At 64.5% G+C, this 1,432-nt stretch carries 1 protein-coding gene and 1 pseudogene; both read right to left on the bottom strand.

Annotation, left to right across the window (positions count from 1 at the left end; genetic code table 11):
* Positions 1-1,155 (bottom strand): alkaline phosphatase family protein (locus tag AHiyo1_RS21550; protein WP_275937092.1); only part of this gene is annotated, 1,155 nt, incomplete at its 3' end.
* Positions 1,156-1,245: 90 nt separating this feature from the next.
* Positions 1,246-1,432, bottom strand: a pseudogene (locus AHiyo1_RS21555) (histidine phosphatase family protein); the annotation flags it as partial.

A 1,432-nucleotide genomic window follows, 5' to 3' on the forward strand; every position in this document is an offset into this window, starting at 1 on the left:
CGCGGCATCGCGGCGGGTGAGGGCCGGCAGGTTCCAACGATGTTCGATGGTCGCAAGGATGCTCGTGTGATCGAGCGGGACAGCGCCGGAGGCCCGAAAGACGGTGCCGGCGGGGATGAGCGGACTGATCAGCACGGTAGGCACCCGCACCCCGAAGCGGGTGAAATCGAAACCGAATTCCCCCGCGGCGTCGTCCGGCGGTGTCGCGCCCCATGGCGGGGCGACGTGGTCGTAGCAGCCCCCGTGTTCGTCATACGTGATGATGAGCAGCGTGGAGTCCCAAGCTGGCCCATCGCGAACGGCGCGATAGACGTCGAGAAGGAATTGCTCACCGAGAGCGACGTTGTAGTTGGGATGTTCGCTGTTGCCCGTCGAGGACCAGGACGGCTCAAGGAAAGCGTATGCAGGGAGCTTCCCTGCTGCCGCGTCGGATTGGAAGTTCGCGAACAGGCCAATGTTCGACGGCGGGGCGTGCCGGGTGTCGTCGAAGTCGAGTTTCGTCAGGGGCGACTTGGTTTCGCCGTAGATCTTCCACGGGATGCCGTGGTTGCCCAGGTGCCCAAAGATGCTCGGCACGGTGAACCGCTTGGCCTTGTCATCCAAGTTGCCCTGGCTGGTGCCGGCGCAGGCGAAGGCCCGGTTAGGCATCGTCATCGTCGGAGCGGACGCGAACCAGGCGTCGCAGACGGCGAATCCCTTCGCCATCGCCGACAACACCGGCAGCGTCTGCGGGGTGAAGCAGCCCATGATCATGTGCTCGCTTGTTTCAGGCACCACGTGCCAGCCCTTGGCGAGGTTGTCCTTGATGGCGCCGGCGTAGTTGCCCACAAAACCGGTCATCGAAGGAAGAGCCCCCGCCTTCGGCGCGCCGGCGCTCCCATAGAGCTGGGCGTTCGTTGCCTGGTACCCCTCTCCGGGGTCGGCGCCCGGCATGAAGTAGAGGTCGGGGGTCGAGGGAGTCAGCTGATAGACCGTCACCGGACTGCCGTCGGATGCGGGGCAGGACTCAGTGCCGGTCAGGCCCTCGAACAGGTCCCCCGAAGGCGAAACATTGCCGGAAGCGGCATAGAGGTATCCGAGCATGTGATCGAATGAGCGGTTTTCAAGCATCAAGACGACGATGTGCTCGACGGCGTTAAGACCAGTTGCCGCCACGGTGACCATCCCCTTCGGAAAGAGTTCCTGTCCGTGCTGAACAGTCTCCCACGCCGCTGTCCCGGTGGATATGCCTTCGACCGGTGCGGCTCAGCCGGGAATAGTGGCCATGACGCGTTCGCCGTTGAAGTATTCGAGATGCCAGCCGTCAACGGGATGGTGGTGGGCAAGGTTGAGCACGGCGTTGTCGATGCTTTGCAGAGTGCGGCCCACCGCACGGCCGAGGCTCACGCGGAGGAGCGTTCCGTGGGCGACCACCAGGACGCGGCGGCCGTTG

Source organism: Arthrobacter sp. Hiyo1 (assembly GCF_001263615.2).
Taxonomy (GTDB): domain Bacteria; phylum Actinomycetota; class Actinomycetes; order Actinomycetales; family Micrococcaceae; genus Arthrobacter.